Annotated in this window: 18 protein-coding genes; 12 read left to right on the top strand and 6 right to left on the bottom strand. The window is 50.8% G+C overall.

Annotated elements, in window-relative coordinates:
* The first annotated feature begins 191 nt into the window (after positions 1 to 191).
* The gene (gene ispE / locus B0B12_RS14090) at positions 192 to 998 is read left to right on the top strand and encodes a 4-(cytidine 5'-diphospho)-2-C-methyl-D-erythritol kinase (protein WP_076669808.1); all 807 of its coding nucleotides are present in this window, start codon (positions 192 to 194) and stop codon (positions 996 to 998) included.
* Here ispE and B0B12_RS14095 read toward each other — a convergent pair.
* From B0B12_RS14095 to tgt, 3 genes are all read right to left on the bottom strand, one after another.
* Positions 954 to 1,895 carry a DMT family transporter gene (locus B0B12_RS14095; protein ID WP_076669811.1) on the bottom strand — a complete coding sequence of 314 codons (942 nt, stop codon included), beginning with the start codon at positions 1,893 to 1,895 and terminating at the stop codon, positions 954 to 956. The two genes, ispE and B0B12_RS14095, sit on opposite strands and share 45 nt — an antisense overlap.
* A complete protein-coding gene (locus tag B0B12_RS14100; protein WP_076669814.1) occupies positions 1,895 to 2,971 on the bottom strand; it encodes an LptF/LptG family permease in 1,077 nt (358 codons plus the stop codon). The genes B0B12_RS14095 and B0B12_RS14100 overlap by 1 nt, the downstream gene beginning before the upstream one ends.
* A 133-nt stretch (positions 2,972 to 3,104) precedes the next feature.
* Complete coding sequence (gene tgt, locus B0B12_RS14105) at positions 3,105 to 4,235, bottom strand: tRNA guanosine(34) transglycosylase Tgt (protein WP_076669817.1); 1,131 nt, start codon at positions 4,233 to 4,235, stop codon at positions 3,105 to 3,107.
* A 380-nt stretch (positions 4,236 to 4,615) separates the two neighbouring features.
* Here tgt and B0B12_RS14110 point away from each other — a divergent pair, with 380 nt between their 5' ends.
* The 5 genes from B0B12_RS14110 to B0B12_RS14130 all read left to right on the top strand — a co-directional run bounded on the left by B0B12_RS14110 (position 4,616) and on the right by B0B12_RS14130 (position 8,088).
* Positions 4,616 to 5,719, top strand: coding sequence for a glycosyltransferase (locus tag B0B12_RS14110; protein ID WP_083704214.1), 1,104 nt, complete (start codon positions 4,616 to 4,618; stop codon positions 5,717 to 5,719).
* Positions 5,710 to 6,318, top strand: a complete 609-nt coding sequence (locus tag B0B12_RS14115) for an RNA polymerase sigma factor (RefSeq protein ID WP_007659731.1) — start codon at positions 5,710 to 5,712, stop codon at positions 6,316 to 6,318. The genes B0B12_RS14110 and B0B12_RS14115 overlap by 10 nt, the downstream gene beginning before the upstream one ends.
* 185 nt (positions 6,319 to 6,503) lie before the next feature.
* On the top strand, positions 6,504 to 6,779 hold the full coding sequence (locus B0B12_RS14120; protein ID WP_244554712.1) for a hypothetical protein: 276 nt from the start codon (positions 6,504 to 6,506) through the stop codon (positions 6,777 to 6,779).
* Positions 6,780 to 6,905: 126 nt separating this feature from the next.
* Entirely contained in the window at positions 6,906 to 7,538 is a 633-nt protein-coding gene (rsmG, locus tag B0B12_RS14125) for a 16S rRNA (guanine(527)-N(7))-methyltransferase RsmG (protein WP_170871868.1), read from the top strand.
* A gap of 7 nt (positions 7,539 to 7,545) precedes the next feature.
* A complete protein-coding gene (locus B0B12_RS14130; RefSeq protein WP_076669819.1) occupies positions 7,546 to 8,088 on the top strand; it encodes a DUF4269 domain-containing protein in 543 nt (180 codons plus the stop codon).
* A gap of 12 nt (positions 8,089 to 8,100) precedes the next feature.
* On the opposite strand, the gene B0B12_RS14135 is transcribed toward B0B12_RS14130, so the two are convergent.
* On the bottom strand, positions 8,101 to 9,054 hold the full coding sequence (locus B0B12_RS14135; RefSeq protein WP_076669822.1) for a YheT family hydrolase: 954 nt from the start codon (positions 9,052 to 9,054) through the stop codon (positions 8,101 to 8,103).
* 124 nt (positions 9,055 to 9,178) lie between these two features.
* Between B0B12_RS14135 and B0B12_RS14140 the strand changes: the two genes are divergently transcribed.
* From B0B12_RS14140 to rpsT, 3 genes are all read left to right on the top strand, one after another.
* Positions 9,179 to 9,547 carry a hypothetical protein gene (locus B0B12_RS14140; protein ID WP_076669824.1) on the top strand — a complete coding sequence of 123 codons (369 nt, stop codon included), beginning with the start codon at positions 9,179 to 9,181 and terminating at the stop codon, positions 9,545 to 9,547.
* 152 nt (positions 9,548 to 9,699) lie between these two features.
* The gene (locus B0B12_RS14145) at positions 9,700 to 10,077 is read left to right on the top strand and encodes a hypothetical protein (protein ID WP_244554713.1); all 378 of its coding nucleotides are present in this window, start codon (positions 9,700 to 9,702) and stop codon (positions 10,075 to 10,077) included.
* Between the two features lie 345 nt (positions 10,078 to 10,422).
* A complete protein-coding gene (rpsT, locus tag B0B12_RS14150; protein ID WP_076669830.1) occupies positions 10,423 to 10,683 on the top strand; it encodes a 30S ribosomal protein S20 in 261 nt (86 codons plus the stop codon).
* A gap of 737 nt (positions 10,684 to 11,420) precedes the next feature.
* Here the strand turns inward: rpsT and pyk are convergent.
* Together pyk and B0B12_RS14160 are read right to left on the bottom strand one after the other, a co-directional pair.
* Entirely contained in the window at positions 11,421 to 12,848 is a 1,428-nt protein-coding gene (pyk, locus tag B0B12_RS14155; RefSeq protein WP_076669834.1) for a pyruvate kinase, read from the bottom strand.
* Positions 12,849 to 12,851: 3 nt separating this feature from the next.
* Positions 12,852 to 13,283, bottom strand: a complete 432-nt coding sequence (locus tag B0B12_RS14160) for an IPExxxVDY family protein (protein WP_076669839.1) — start codon at positions 13,281 to 13,283, stop codon at positions 12,852 to 12,854.
* A 159-nt stretch (positions 13,284 to 13,442) separates the two neighbouring features.
* Between B0B12_RS14160 and B0B12_RS14165 the strand changes: the two genes are divergently transcribed.
* The 3 genes from B0B12_RS14165 to rnc all read left to right on the top strand — a co-directional run bounded on the left by B0B12_RS14165 (position 13,443) and on the right by rnc (position 15,741).
* Positions 13,443 to 13,679: an acyl carrier protein gene (locus B0B12_RS14165; protein ID WP_007659745.1), complete on the top strand. Its 237-nt coding sequence runs from the start codon at positions 13,443 to 13,445 to the stop codon at positions 13,677 to 13,679.
* A 64-nt stretch (positions 13,680 to 13,743) separates the two neighbouring features.
* Complete coding sequence (gene fabF / locus B0B12_RS14170; RefSeq protein ID WP_076669842.1) at positions 13,744 to 14,997, top strand: beta-ketoacyl-ACP synthase II; 1,254 nt, start codon at positions 13,744 to 13,746, stop codon at positions 14,995 to 14,997.
* Between the two features lie 66 nt (positions 14,998 to 15,063).
* Entirely contained in the window at positions 15,064 to 15,741 is a 678-nt protein-coding gene (gene rnc / locus B0B12_RS14175) for a ribonuclease III (RefSeq protein WP_244554714.1), read from the top strand.
* The last annotated feature ends 47 nt before the right edge of the window (positions 15,742 to 15,788 follow it).

Raw genomic sequence — 15,788 nt, forward strand, 5'->3', positions numbered from 1 at the left:
AGTTAGTGAATGAGTGAGTGAGAAAAGGAGGAGGCTATACCTGTGTCAGTAAGTGTTCTCTTTTTCTGAAGCCTTATGGTGCGATCAAGTCTTTCGTCGTTTGTCTAAAAGTCCTTTGTCAAACAGATAAGTCGTGCTACTTGATACGTGCGTCGTGATACGTATTATATTACCTGCAAACTGCCATACCTATGCTGGATTTTCCGAATGCAAAGATAAACCTGGGACTGCTCGTGACAGAGAAGCGCCCGGACGGATTTCATAACCTGGAGTCGTGCTTTTATCCGGTGCGGTGGTGTGATGCGCTGGAGATCGTGCCGGCTGATGAAGAAGCCTTTACCATGAGCGGACTGCCCGTGCCCGGCAACCCGGATACGAACCTGTGCCTGAAGGCCTATCGTCTGCTGCAGCGGGACTTCCAGTTGCCGCCCGTGCACATGCACCTGCACAAGGTCATTCCGATGGGAGCGGGGCTGGGAGGCGGTTCGGCAGACGCGGCTTTTGCCCTGAAGCAACTCAGCAGCCTGTTCGAACTCAACTTAAACGAAGAGCAGCTCGAAAACTACGCCCGCCAGCTCGGCAGCGATTGCGCTTTCTTTATCCGCAACAAACCGGTGATCGCAGTGGAAAAAGGGGATGTGTTCAAACCGGTGGAGCTGGACCTGAGTGGCCATACCTGCGTGGTCGTATACCCGGGCATCCACATCACCACGGCCGAAGCCTATGGCAACATCATACCTAAAAAGCCCAGCTGCGGCATTGAGATGTACCTGAAGCAGGATGTGAAGGTATGGAAGGAAGTGCTCCACAATGATTTTGAGGAGGCGCTTTTTCCGCGCTATCCGGAGCTGGCCGATATAAAGGACCAGCTCTACAGTGCAGGCGCCGATTATGCTTCCATGACCGGATCAGGCTCGGCTATTTATGGCTTGTTTAAAGAAGAACCCGCAGACTTAGTTTTCCCCGGCCACTACCTTCTCTGGCGAGGCCTGCTTTAATTTCTGGCGGCGCTCGCTGTAGGTGTCGAGCACGGGGTGGATGAACACGCTAACCAGGATGATGGTGGCCCCAATGTAGAAGTTGGAGGTCATCTGCTCGTTCTCATTGAAGATCAGCCAGGCCAGCAGAATGCCGTAAATCGGCTCCATGTTCACGGTCAGGTTCATGGTATAGGCCGATATTTTCTGCATCAGCCTGACAGATGCCGTGTAGGCGTACACCGTACACACCAATGACAGCACCAGCAGGTATACCCAGTCCATGCCGTTCATGGCAAAGCTCAGCGAACCCGTCTCTGTAAACATACCGGCATAAAGCGGGAAGAACAAGGCCGTACCGATACAGGCCCCCGCCATTTCGTAGGCGGTGATGGTAGTGGAAGGATGCTTCTTAGCCAGGCGGGCGTTGATGATTGTAAAAACGGCGCCCAAAAGCGCGGCCCCGACCGCCATACCGATGCCCAGCATGTTGTCAAACTCCGTCTCAGCCCGGAAAATAATGTAGAGGCCTACCAGGATAAGCACACCCAGCAGAATTTCGTGGAATCTTAGTTTTTTGCTGGTGAAAGCGGGCTCCAGCAGAGCCGTCCACAGACTACAGGTGGCCATACCTACCAGGCAGAGCGAAACCGAAGAAATTCGGGCCGAGGCAAAGAATAGAATCCAATGCGCCGAGATCATCAGCCCGACTCCCATCATGATGAACATGTTGTTACGGCCCAGCCAGAACGGCGTCTTGCGCCGGTAAATAATGACGCCTATTGCGAGCGCTGCGATGAGCGTGCGGAGGAACACCAGCTCTACCGCCGGAATCGTGATCAGTTTGCCCAATATGGCAGTGAAGCCCCATAACAACACAATGAAATGGAGCTCGATAAAATCCTTCAGACGCGGCATTAGCGGGGAATATAGCGGTAAAGCAGGAAGCCTATACCTGTGAAAATAATACTCGGCACCCAGGCCGCAATCATGGGGTTGAGGTCACCAACCTGGGCGAGACTGCGGCTCGTGATCACGAAAATGATGAAAACGAAGGCCAGGAAGAAGCCCAACGCGATCTGCATCCCCACGCCGCCACGCGCCTTGCGGGCACTCACGATCACCCCGATCACTGTTAGGATAATAATAGCGAAAGGATAGCTGTAGCGTTCGTATTTCTCGATCAGGTAAGTTTCAATGTCGTCGGCGCCACGGCTTATTTTTTCGTCGATATAGCGGTTGAGCTCCGGCAGTGTCATAGTCGTTTCGAGTTTGTAGGTGCTCTCGAAGTCTTTGGGCAGCATGTTGAGCGTGGTGTCCAGCGCACCGCCATGGTAGATGCTTTCGTTCTCGCCGTCGAAGGTGCGCAGGGTATAGCGGTCCACTTTCCACTTCTCTGTATCGGGGTTCCACTGCACGCTGCTAGCCGACAGTTTCTTGCTCAGGTTGGTGCCTTTTATCTCCTCTATGGCAAAGTTATACCCCACGTGCGCCGTGTTGTTGTAACTCTCCATGTACACGTAGGTATCCGGTGCTATTTTAAGGTGAATGTTGCGGCTGTCGTAGGTAAAGGGGCTCTTCACATACTTCACCTGAAAGGCCACACTTTCTTTGTTCGAGTTCGGGATCACCCAGCCGATGAGGCCAAAAATCAAAGCCCCGATAAGGGTGGCCCCGATCAGGTAAGGCACCAGGAAGCGCTTGAAGCTCACACCCCCGCTCAAAATAGCCACGATCTCGGTATGGGAGGCCATCTTGGAAGTCACAAACACCGTGGCGATGAACACCGTAATCGGGCTCAGCATGTTTGCATAGAACGGGATCAGGTGGATGTAGTAGTCGAAGATGATCTCGGAGATGGGCACGCTGTGCTTGATGAAGTCGTCATTCTTCTCGGTGAAATCAATCACCAGGATCACCGCGACCATGATCAGCACCGTGAACACATACGTGGTCAGGAACTTCTTCAGGATGTATTTGTCAATTAGCTTCAAGCTTCTTTAGTTTAGGAATCTAGGAGTTTGGGAGTTTAGGAAACAGAAAGAGTTTAGGAAACAGAAAGATAGTGGAGTTTAAAATATTGCAAAACATTTAACTCTCTAAACCTTAAACTCTTTAACTCTCAAACTACAATCGTGTCATCAGTTTTTTCACCATCACGTCTTTCCAATCGCGGAAAGTGCCGGCGATGATGTGCTGGCGGGCCTGCTTCACCAGCCACAGGTAGAACGTCAGGTTGTGCACGCTGGCGATCTGGCCGGCCAGGTATTCACCGCTGTGTATCAGGTGGCGAAGGTAGGCCTTGCTGTAGAACGTGCTCACATAGCCGCCTAGTTCCGCATCGATCGGGCTGTGGTCGGTGGCCCACTTCTGGTTGCGGATGTTGACGATGCCCTGCGTGGTGAAGAGCATACCGTTGCGGGCGTTTCGGGTCGGCAGTACGCAGTCGAACATATCCACGCCCAGCGCGATGTTCTCCAGAATGTTGGCCGGCGTGCCCACGCCCATCAGGTAGCGCGGCTTGTCGGCCGGCAGGATGTCGCACACCACTTCGGTCATCTCATACATCATCTCGGCCGGCTCGCCCACCGACAGGCCGCCGATGGCGTTGCCCTCGCGGCCAAAGCTGGCGATGGTCTCCGCTGACTGCACGCGCAGGTCTTTGTAAGTACTGCCCTGCACGATCGGGAAGAGTGTCTGGTCGTAGCCGTATTTGGGCTCGGTGCTGTCAAAACGATCAACGCAGCGCTGCAGCCAGCGGTGCGTGCGCTCCATCGATTGCTTGGCATAGGTATAGTCGCAAGGGTAGGGGGTGCACTCGTCGAAGGCCATGATGATGTCGGCGCCGATCGTGCGCTGCGTGTCCATCACGTTCTCCGGTGTGAAGTTGAGTGTCGAGCCGTCGATGTGCGATTTGAACTTCACACCTTCTTCTTTGATCTTGCGCGTACCGGCCAGTGAGAAGACCTGGTAGCCGCCGCTGTCGGTCAGAATCGGGCGGTCCCAGCCGTTGAACTTGTGCAGACCGCCGGCCTGCTCCAGTATGTTGAGGCCCGGGCGCAGGTATAGGTGGTAGGTGTTGCCCAGGATGATCTCGGCCTTGATGTCGTCTTTGAGCTCACGCTGGTGAACCGCTTTCACGGTGCCTGCCGTACCTACGGGCATGAAGATCGGGGTTTCGATGGCGCCATGCGCTGTCTGCACCACTCCGGCACGGGCTTTTGACTGAATATCTTTTGCTACTAAGGAAAACTGCATAGTCTGTGAGTGTCAGCGCACTAGGCTACAAGAAGCACGCCAAAGGTTCAGCGGCCCGGAGGCTGCCGGTTTTTGCTAAATGGTTATCGAAATAATCTGCAAAGATACACAGCGCGGGCCCACAAAACATAAACAATTATTAAATGATGAAGATGTTCGTTAATGGCTTAATTATGCCTATTTTTGGTTGTTACTTGTGCTTTGCAGAATTAAAAATTCCGAATCAGTAGCGATCGGAGAATCTGGTGCGTTCCATTCGCCAGGCAGATGAACTGTGTTGACCAGATGATTTGGGGAAGGACGTGCTTACTGTGGCAGCGTGTTTTTTTAAATCAAGCGGGCAACAATTTAACAATCCAACAATCAACAATTAAAGTAATTTGATTCCACTTATACTCCTGGCAGTGCTGGCTATCTGCGTGCTGGTGCAGCTTTACTATGCTTTGCTTTACTTCCTGCCCCTGAGCAGGTACAAGGACCCGGAGACAGACACCCTGCGGCCGGTGTCGGTGATCGTGGCGGCGCACAACGAGCAGGACAATCTGTTCGAATTGCTGCCGATGTTGCTCGATCAGCAGTGCCCCGAGTTTGAGGTCATCCTGGTGAACGACCGCTCTACCGACGACACCGAGTTTTACGTGTACGAGCTCGAGCGCCAGTTCCCGAACTTCCGGGTAGTCACGATCAAAAAGACGCCGGAGTACCTCAATCCGAAGAAATACGCGCTGGCCCTGGGCATACGCGCCGCCAAATACGAACACATGCTGTTCACCGACGCCGACTGCCGCCCTTGCAGTGAGCGCTGGATTGAAAAAATGCAGAGTGGCTATCATGCTGGTGCTGAACTGGTTATCGGTTACTCGCCTTACCAGAAGCTAAGAGGATTCTTAAATCATCTGATCAGGTATGAAACCTTACTGACTGCAATTCAGTATCTGTCTCATGCAAACAAAGGACGCGCTTACATGGGCGTCGGCCGAAACTTATCGTATACTAAGTCATGTTTCTTTAGGAACAAGGGGTTTGCATCTCATATCAAGACCACTGGCGGCGACGATGACCTGTTTGTCAGAGATGCCGTCAACAATAGTAAAACAAGCATTGTAATCAGCAAGGACGGGCAAACGGTCAGCATTCCCAAAAAGACGTTTCGGGAGTGGCTGACGCAAAAGAGAAGGCACATGGCCGCCGGCAGGCAGTACAATGCGGCAGACAAAGGGAGAATAGGGGCTTTTATTTCATCCAATATTCTTTTTTATACACTGGTAATTATTCTTCTTGTTCTAAATAGCCATTTGACTATATTGGCCGCTCTTGTCGGAGTTCGCTACCTGGTAGTGTTTCCGACCTATGTAAGTGTGGCGCGCAGATTAGAAGAGGGCGTTTCTTTACCGTTGTTGCCGCTGCTCGATATTGCCTATTTTTTTAGTTACCTACTCCTTGGGGTATCCGTACTATTGAACAAAAGAATCAGATGGAAGTAAACAAACAATTCTCCGCAAAAGCGAAGCACGATTTCAAGCTGATACAGGCGGCTGTTGAGGAAAACGACGAGAAAGCTTATGCTGAGTTGATGAGCATATACAAGAAGCCGGTATACCACGTGGTGCTCAAAATGGTGCGCAACGCCGACGATGCCGAGGACTTGACCATAGAGGCTTTTGCCAAGGCTTTTCGCAACCTGCATAAATTTAACCCGGAATACGCTTTCAGTACCTGGCTGTTCCGCATCGCCACTAACAACTGCATCGACTTTATCCGCAAGAACCGCATCAAGACGATGAGCATCGACTCGGCCATTAAGATCGACAACGGCGACGAGATCACGATTGACTTCAAAGACAAGAACCTGAACCCGCAGGAAGAGGCGATCAAGAACCAGAAAATCGAGATTATGCAGTACGTGGTAGCCAAGCTACCCGAGAAGTACCAGCGCCTCGTAACGCTGCGCTACTTCAACGAACTGTCCTACGAAGAGATCGCCACCGAGCTGAATGCCCCGCTCGGCACCGTAAAAGCCCAGCTGCACCGCGCCCGCGAGCTGCTGTATGACATGGTGAAGAACAAGAAGCACTTGATTTAATTGTTAAATTGTTGATGGTTAAATTGTTGTTCCTGCTGGTGTATTCATTCTGCGAACCAACCATTTAACAATTCAACCATTTAATCTTCAAAAAGATATTGATTACGTTTTTAGAGCCCCTGTTGCCTTGTGCGGCGGGGGCTCTATTTTTGGGCTGATTTCCAGACTTATTTCCTATTTTTGCAGTGCCTGGAACCTACAGCAACATATTACAAAACAACAGCTATACCTTGCCACAACAGCAGACAAAGCAAAACCTGAGCGAAGCCCTACTGGTATGGTTAGGTCGCCTGCACCTATACTTAAAGTATGGCGCGAAGGGAGAGCAGGAGCTGCAGCGCAGGTATGAGGGTCAGCACCGCAACGCCGGTCTGGTGCTCCTGTTCGACCTCTTTATGGCGCTGGCCTTAGTGGTAGTGGTAGCTGTTTTAGCAGGCGCGCTATACCTTGTTTTGAGTTAGAAAATTTAAAAGTTAGAAAAGTAGAAAGAGATTAGATTTATTCAGCTTCTTCAACTTTCTAACTCCCAAACGCTCTAACTCCTAAACTTTCTAACTTCCAAACTTTCTAACTTTCTAACTCACACCATGTCCATCTCTATCCGCATCCTTCTGTCAGGTTACTTTCCGGAGCTTACCGAAGACCAGCTCGATAAATACGAGCGCATGGCCGAACTGTACCGGGAGTGGAACGAGAAGATCAACGTGATCTCGCGCAAGGACATGGAGCACATTGGCGAGCACCACATCCTGCACTCGCTCGGTATAGCCAAGGTCATTCAGTTCCCGGCGCAGGCCCATGTGTTGGACGTAGGTACAGGCGGAGGTTTGCCAGGCTTGCCGCTGGCTGTGATGTTTCCGGAAGTGAAGTTTCACCTGGTGGACTCGATCGGAAAGAAGATACACGTGGTGCAGGAAATTGCCCGCGAGTTGCACTTGCACAATGTAACCGCGACCCATACCCGAGCCGAACAAGTGCGCGAAAAGTTCGACTTCGTGGTGAGCCGCGCCGTGACCCGACTGGCCAACTTCTACCCCTGGGTGATGAACAGCTTCAAGCGGGAAGTTATACCTGACAAAGGCATCTACTACCTCAAAGGCGGCGACCTAGAAGAAGAAATAGCGGAGTCCGGTCTGATCACGCAGGTATACGACCTGAAGGACTACTTCACGGAAGAGTTTTTTGAGACAAAGAAAGTGGTGGTGGTGCCGATGCCGTAGATAGAAAATGATAGAGGATTTTAGTAACCTGGATTACCTGCAAAATGGTAACACACGGCAGCAGGCAGCTTATAGGGTGTTGACACAGCACAAGCTATTCGAAAAGCTGGCGCCCTATCAGCCGCTACTGGCCGGTACCATCCCGCTTGCTATAGACACAGCACAGAGCGATCTCGACATAGTTTGCTGCTGGATAGACAAGGGCATTTTCCTAAAGTCCGTCTCAGAGCATTTTTCTGCCTATCCCTTTTTTACGCTTCGCGAGAAAACCATAGGAGGCATTCCATCTATGATCGCTGGTTTTGAAGTAGATGGTTTTGTTGTAGAAATCTTCGGTCAGCCAGTGCCCTCCCACCGACAGGCTGCTTACAGGCACATGCTGATAGAGCACAAACTCCTGCTGCAGCATGGAGAAGCATTCAAACAACAGGTAATCCAGCTGAAACTACAAGGATACAAGACAGAACCTGCCTTCGCACAGTTGTTGAGCTTGGAAGGAGACCCATACGAGGCGCTGTTGCTGCTGGAGCAAGAGCCGCCTGGCTTCTAAAAGCTAAACAGATTACTCTCCCTCTAACAAGAACTGCACGGCCCTGGCCTCGGAGTAGTAAACGTTGTTCCGGAAGTCCTCGGCAAAGCCCACGTGGCCGCCTCCTTCAGGTGTTTCCAGGTATAGGTAGGGGTTCTTGTCCGCCGCTTCGAATGGGAAGCAGGAGCTAGTCAGGAAGGGATCGTTTTGGGCGTTCACTAAAAGCGTGGGTACTTGTATATGCTCCAGAAACTGCTTGCTGCTCGACCGACGGTAGTAATCTTCCGCGTTTTCGAAGCCGTGGAGCGGGGCTGTATACTTGTCGTCGAACTCCGGAAAGGACCAGAACAGACTGTAGTTGCTGAGATCCAGGGCCTCTGGGTACATTTCCTTTTTCTGCTCCAGTTTCTGACCCAAGGATTTCAGGAAGCGTTGGGTATAGATCTTGGAGATGCGTTTGGCAGAGCTCTTCAGGTCGATGGGCACTGAAAAAACGGTGGCCCGTTTCACTTCGGAGGGTACCTTTTCCGGGTCTTCGCCCAAGTATTTCAGGCTGATGTTGCCGCCTGCACTGAAGCCGATCAGGTATACGGTCTCGTAGTTTCCGCTGTCCAGGGCATGGCGCACCACGAAGTCGAGGTCGTCGGAGGCGCCCAGGTGATAGGAGCGGAGGAGCTTGTTGGGCTCGCCGCTGCAGCTGCGGTAATTCCAGGCCAATGCGTCCACGCCGCGTTCGTTCAGCGCCTTCACCATACCCATGATGTAAGGCCGGTGCGAGTCACCCTCCAGCCCATGCGAGAGGATGGCCAGTGACCGGGAGTCAACGCGTGACCAGTCGGCATCCAGGAAGTCATCGTCGGGGGTGGTGAGCCGCTCGCGCTGGTAGTTCACGCCTTCCACCTGCCGAAATAAGCTGGGCACAATCGTCTGGATGTGCCCGTTGAAAAGGTAAAAAGGCGGTTTGTGCTGTGAGGGTAGGATCGGCATCAGGTATAGGGGTCTATTATATTTAATACGAAAAATTCAAAATTACGGCCTTTACAGACGCGGCGCTACATCAGTGAGCCGCTTTCGTCGTATTCTTTACATAACACTAACAGAATAGAATAAAATGGAGTTTATAAAACAAATAAAAACGTGGATGCTGGCCTGCCTGCTCGCGGGACTTACAATAGCCTGCACTTCTGAAACACGGCATAGTGCCAATCGTGAGGTGGAGGAGTTCACGACCTGGGTAGACGAAAACAGCACTCGCGCCGAAACCGCCACCGAAGAAGAATGGAACGAGATGGAAGCCGAGTACAACCGCAAAGCCACCGAAATAGAAAAGCGTAGCAGCGATTGGGATGATCAGACCAAAGCGGAGTGGGAGAAAGTGCAAGCCCAGTGGCAGGAGACCGCTGGTCGGGTTGGTGCCCGGTTCAGGGCAACCGAGGGAGAGCCAGAGTTCGATACAGAACAGGAAAATCTGGAGCAGTAGGAATTAAAGCAACCCCTATATATAAAAACTCTATACTTTTATATGCTTTACTTTAAATATTACTATTCCTAAAGTTGATTGAGCGCGTATAAGGCATTATAACCAACGATTATTCTAAGATGAATATAAAATCAAATCTTAAAGTACTAGGTATGGCGCTAACAGTTAGTGCATTTACCTTTGCCTGTAGCTCCGAAACTCGTAACGAGACTAACAGCGAGATTGATGAAGCACAGGTAGAAATGAACGAGACAGGCGTAGAAGCCGAGCGTGAATATGATGAATTCTCGGCATGGGTGAACGATCAGTCTTCACGCGCTGAGACCGCTACCGAAGAAGAGTGGCGCGAAATGAAAGCAGAATATAACCGCCGCGAAGCTGAGCTAGACGCCAAGAGCGACACTTGGGACGATGAAGCCAAGCGTGAGTGGCAGGAAGTAAAAGACAGCTGGAAACGTACAGAAGACAAAGTACAGAAGCGTATCGGTGACATTGACGTAGACGTTGATGTAGATAGAAAAAACAACTAAAAAGCTTATTTTTAGCTGAAGACAAAGCCTGGGGCTGCGGCAATTGCTGTGGACTCAGGCTTTTTCAGTTTCTATACCCTGTATGGGTTACAGGAAGCTTTATTCTGGAGCAGGGGAGAGCGATCAGCAGAAAGAAACGCCAGAGTGCTATGGTTTTGAGGCTAATTAAGTGTAGTTTTGCGTCCGCATGGCTCCGATATTCAGGCCGGATTTATCCCGGTACTGCAATAAATACCGGGTCGGGTATTTTTAATAGCAGGGAGGTTTTGGAATTTAATTTCAAAGAATATATCTTTGCAAACTCATTCAGGATACGCAACGAAATTTTAATTAGTATAAAATAACATGGCTAATCACAAGTCGGCATTAAAGAGAATCAGATCTAACGACGCGAAACGTCTTCGTAACAGATATCAGGCGAAAACTACTCGTACTTTCATTAAAAAGCTGAAAGGCACTACTGACCAGGCCGAGGCGCAAGAACTGTACAAGACAGTTTCTTCTATGCTTGACCGTCTGGCAAAGAAAAACATCATCCACAAAAACAAAGCTGCTAACAACAAGTCGAAACTGGCTAAGTTCGTTAACAGCCTGGCTGCAGCCTAGGTTTTTGCCGGAATACCATTTCGAAGCCTTACACATGCGTGTAAGGCTTTTTGTGTTTTCTGTCAGGTAGAGTCCTCTGAATCAGAATCCTCAGGATTTAAATAGGGACCCTACCTCCAAGGGGGACTTTTCTACTACAGCCAGTTCTTAGGTATAACTTCTTTGTTTCTGTCATACACCCTTGGCAGGTATAACAAGAGTAACTTGCATGCTCACGATGAAACAGACAGCATTGGCCAGGTGCACTTTACGACGCTCTACTGTTGGGGGTGAAGGGGGCCCCCTGTCAAGAGCGTTCAGCGAGTGGGGGTATGAGCCCCCGATTTGGAGCGTCTTGATTTTTTTGCCTACTGGGGTAGGGGCCCTCGATTTTTTCATCAAGGAAAAAAGTAGGTGCTCGCCGCACAGGCGAAGCTACAAAGCAAAGCAGCTTACTATACCTGAAGGCTGCCGCTACGCCAGTTGCAAACTGGCCCCATGTGCCACCACAAGTTGCGCTGACGCTAAACTTGCGGTATGACTCTATACCTGTTATACCTATATTTCGAGATAGAGATCCCTATGAAGCAGTCAGGAGTGAGGGTATTAACATCATGGTGCGTATCCCAACTGGCCTGTTGAAGAACACACCTTGTGTACAGTGACTACAGAAACCTCAGGTATAGCCCCGCCAAAAACAAAAAATCCTGAGGCTGTGATAGCAACCCCAGGATTTCCTGAATCAAGAACTTACTATCCTAAGCAATACTCAGCTTGATCATGTTTGTGCGCTTCTGCTCGTAAATCGGCATACTTGCTGTATTGATGAATACATCGCCTTTGGTCAGGTAACCAGCTTTCAGGAGCATTTGCTTGATATCCTCGATGGTGGCGTCAGTAGACTCAAACTTGTCGTAGTAGAAGCCACGAATACCCCACACCAAGTTAAGCGTAGTGAGCAGGCGCTCGTTTTCTGTAAAAATGAAAATGTCGGCTCTCGTGCGGTACTTTGCCAGCTGGAAGGCCGTGTAGCCTGACTTGGTCATACCAATGACGGCACGGGCATTCGTGTCGCGGGCAAGGTTGCAGGCGTTGGCCACCAGGCTGTCGTTATAGAAAGTGTCGGAGTGCGGGTTCAGGATGTAGTTCTTGTTGAAGATGTCGGCCTGCCGCTCCACCTCGCTGATAGTTAAGTTCATCGAGCGGATCGTCTCTACCGGGTAAGCGCCCACCGCTGTTTCAGCGCTCAGCATCAGCGTGTCGGCACCGTCAATCACGGCGTTGGCTACGTCGTTGGTTTCCGCGCGGGTCGGCTTCGGGTTCACGATCATGCTTTCCATCATCTGGGTCGCGATAATCACTGGCTTGGCGGCCTTGTTACACTTCTCCACAATCATCTTCTGAAACATCGGCACACGCTCCATACCTGTTTCCACGCCCAGGTCACCGCGCGCTACCATCAGGGCGTCAGACTCTGCAATGATGGCGTCGATGTTGCGAAGCGCTTCCGGCTTCTCGATTTTGGCGATCACGCGGGTATCCTTGCCACGCTCCCGAATGATGCGCTTGATTTCCCGCACATCTTCCACCTTGCGTACAAACGAAAGGGCCACCCATTCTACATCATGATCCAGACCGAAGTGCAAGTCACGCAGGTCCTTTTCGGTAAGGGATGGGGCCGAAACAATGGAGTCGGGCAGGTTGATGCCTTTGCGGGGTTTCACCACGCCGCCATATTTCACCTCGGCTTCCACTTCCTTATTTTTGTCAGTAGAGATTACCTTCAGCTCCAGTTTGCCGTCGTCCAGCAAGATGGTGTCGCCCGGGTTTACGTCTCTTGCAAGCTCGGTATAGTTGGTGGCCAGGTGTTCGTGGTTGCTCACGGAACCGTCGCAGCGCATGATCACGCGCTGGCCCTCTTTTATTTCTACGCCACCGTTTTCAACTTCGCCAATGCGGATCTTGGGTCCCTGTAAGTCCTGCACGATGCAGACATTGGTGTTGAAGCGGCGGTTCAATTCACGAATGTGTTCGATTACCTGCAAATGTTCTTCATGCTCACCATGTGAGAAGTTCAGTCGGAAAGCGTCAACGCCTTCCTGTACCAGCGCAAGCAGTCGGTCAAAGGTATTGCTGGCAGGGCCAACAGTGGCCAGTACTTTGGTCTTGTTGAAGATTATCTTCATAATTCAGAATAGTAAGTGTTCCTTGTACTTAAGTGTAAGTGGATCGAATTGTTTAGTATATTGAATGATGGGCAGGCTATGGAGTCTGTTCAGGAGCTCCTGCGGGTGAAGGTACTGCTGCAGCGCTCCCGTTATTTGCAGAATGTAGTCATATTCTTTTACATCGGGGAGCATAAAGGGCCTTTTGGCAGTGAGGGTACCCAGTGCCTTGTTTCGGAACAGGCGCACCGTGCTGTGCTCGTCGTTGTGCTCGTAATGCGAAATGTACATCTTCTGCCGGTCCATCATTTCGTAGCACAGGTCTCGTCGGCGGGTGAGGTTAAGCCTCAGAAGACGGTTAAGTGACCAGGCCATTTTGTAATCGCGGCATGAGGCAACCACGCCGAAAAGGGCGAAGCTGAAATCATACTCTATGTCCAGGTGCAGGGTTTTCATGAGCCAGGTATACCGTCAATTGCAAATTTATAAACATGGCAGTGGAAAACGACCTTTCCGGCAAAAACTTTTATCACTTAGCGAATAGAGCAATTTTTTTTGACATTGTCTGCCTAATTACATTTCTTTGCACAGTGTTTTAATAAACTATAAGAAAAAATGTCAGAAATCGCAGAAAAAGTAAAGGCTATCATCATCGATAAGCTTGGTGTTGAAGAGTCAGAAGTTACTCCAGAGGCTAGCTTCACAAACGACCTTGGCGCTGATTCACTGGATACAGTAGAGCTTATCATGGAATTCGAAAAGGAATTCAACGTATCTATTCCAGATGACCAGGCTGAGAACATTGCCACTGTAGGTCAGGCGATCAGCTACCTGGAAGAGCACGCAAAGTAATATAACCCCGATTATCTTATTTTCTATTAAGTAATTTTTACTATCTATCCTCTACTAGCAGCTTATGGAGCTTAAGAGAGTTGTAGTTACAGGGCTTGGCGCACTCACCCCACTTGGAAACAACGTTGCAGCATACTGGAACGGGCTGGCCAATGGTGTGAGTGGAGCTGCGCCTATTACACGCTTTGATGCGAGTAAGTTTAAGACCCAGTTTGCCTGTGAAGTAAAGGGATACGATCCTGAAAATTACTTCGACCGTAAGGAAGCGCGTAAGATGGACCTGTTCTCTCAGTTCGCCATGGTGGTGGCTGACGAGGCGGTTCAGGACGCGAACCTGATCGAGGGAAATGTTAACCCTGACCGCGTAGGCGTGATCTGGGGATCTGGCATCGGCGGTCTGCGCACATTCCAAGAGGAGTGCGTGAACTTTGCCAACGGTGACGGTACGCCGCGATTCAATCCTTTCTTCATCCCGAAGATGATCGCAGACATCAGTGCCGGTCACATTTCAATTAAGTACGGCTTCCGTGGACCTAACTTCGTTACGGTTTCTGCCTGTGCATCTGCTACCAACGCCATCATCGACTCTTTCAACTATATCCGTCTGGGTATGGCCGATGTGGTGGTAACCGGTGGCTCTGAGGCAGCTGTAACCGAAGCAGGTATAGGAGGCTTCAACGCCCTGAAAGCCCTTTCAGAGCGCAATGACTCACCGGAGACGGCTTCCCGCCCATTCGACAAAGACCGCGATGGTTTTGTGTTGGGTGAAGGCGCAGGTGCCCTCATCCTGGAAGAGTACGAACATGCCAAAGCACGTGGCGCCAAGATCTACGCCGAGGTGATCGGTGGCGGTATGTCAGCAGACGCCTACCACATCACAGCACCACATCCGGATGGAATGGGTGCCCTGAACGTGATGAAGAACGTACTGCGCGACGCCAACATCAAGCCGGAGGAGGTAGACTACATCAACGTGCACGGTACTTCTACGCCACTCGGAGACATCAGCGAGGTGAAAGCCATCCAGACGGTGTTTGGTGACCACGCCTACAAGCTCAACATCAGCTCTACTAAGTCTATGACAGGTCACCTGCTGGGTGCTGCTGGTGCGATCGAGGCCATTGCTGCGATCATGTCGATCCAAAACAACCTGGTGCCGCCAACCATCAATCACTTTACCGATGATGAGAGCTTTGACCCAGGTCTGAACTTTACCTTCAACAAAGCGCAGGAGCGCGAAGTGAAGGTGGCGCTCAGCAACACGTTTGGCTTCGGCGGGCACAATACTTCCGTTTTATTCCGTCAATTTATCGACTAGGTGTTTGGACCAATAAAACCAGTACGGCGCTTCTATCACAGCCTATTTACCAAGGATAGAGAGTTAGTGCGCGCTATTTCCGGGATTATTGGCAGCACACCAGATAACATACGCCTGTACAAACTGGCGCTCACACACACGTCCTTTGCGCGGCAGAACCTGGCCAGCAAGCACGACACCAATGAGCGACTGGAGTTTCTGGGCGATGCGGTATTGGGTACGGTTGTGGCGGAACTGCTTTTCAAGAAATTCCCCTATGAAGACGAGGGCTTTATGACAGAGATGCGCTCACGGATCGTAAACCGTGAGTCACTCAACCACATTGCCATTAAGATAGGCCTGAACCTGTTGGTGAAGGTGGACAATTCGGGGGGACAAAGCGCCCGACACAAATCAGTGCATGGCAACGCCCTGGAGGCGCTGGTGGGAGCCATCTACCTGGACAAAGGCTATGCAACTACACGGCAGTTCATACTGGGCAAGCTGATCAAGCCACATGTGGACCTGCACAAACTGGTCAACACCACCTCTAACTTCAAGAGCAAGCTCATCGAGTGGGCCCAAAGCCAGAATGCCGAAATTCGCTTCGAGATCGTGAACCGCAAAAACCAGGGCAACACCACCGAGTTTACCTGCGAGATCTACCTGAACGATAAACCGGTAGCTGTGGGCGTAGGTCTTTCGAAGAAAAAAGCCGATCAGGCCGCAGCCGAAAAGGCACTGGAAATTCTCAACATCAGCTAGGGCTAGTTCCCCAAGCAGATACCAGCTGTGCATGCAAATGCCTGTGC

The organism is Pontibacter indicus (assembly GCF_900156345.1).
In the GTDB taxonomy this organism is placed as follows: Bacteria; Bacteroidota; Bacteroidia; order Cytophagales; family Hymenobacteraceae; genus Pontibacter; species Pontibacter indicus.